The organism is Pseudomonas sp. PME37.24/025 (genome assembly GCF_055556615.1).
Map to the genome: position 1 here is coordinate 1 of NZ_JBVHNK010000480.1, position 236 is coordinate 236.

Below are 236 nucleotides of genomic sequence, written 5' to 3' on the forward strand. Positions count from 1 at the left end.
GTCCCCGCGCCGTTCTTGGTGAGGCCGTAGCTGCCGGCAGTGGGACCAGCACCGCCCGAGCCGGTCTGGTCGGCGATCACGTTGGACACAGTCTGCGTCTGGCCGGCGCTAGGCGTGAAAGTGACAGCGCCGTTGCCTTGCAGGAAGATGCCGGAGCCGAAGGCCGAGCCGCTGGTGGCGCCATTGCCTCCGTTAGCGCCGCCGGCGACGCTATTGCCGGTGATCGTGAGAGGGCC

1 protein-coding gene is annotated in these 236 nt (G+C 69.1%); it reads right to left on the bottom strand.

Annotated features, from left to right (window positions below):
* On the bottom strand, positions 1 to 236 hold a 236-nt coding region (locus ACZ3HH_RS31155; RefSeq protein ID WP_465810592.1), incomplete at both ends, for a hypothetical protein.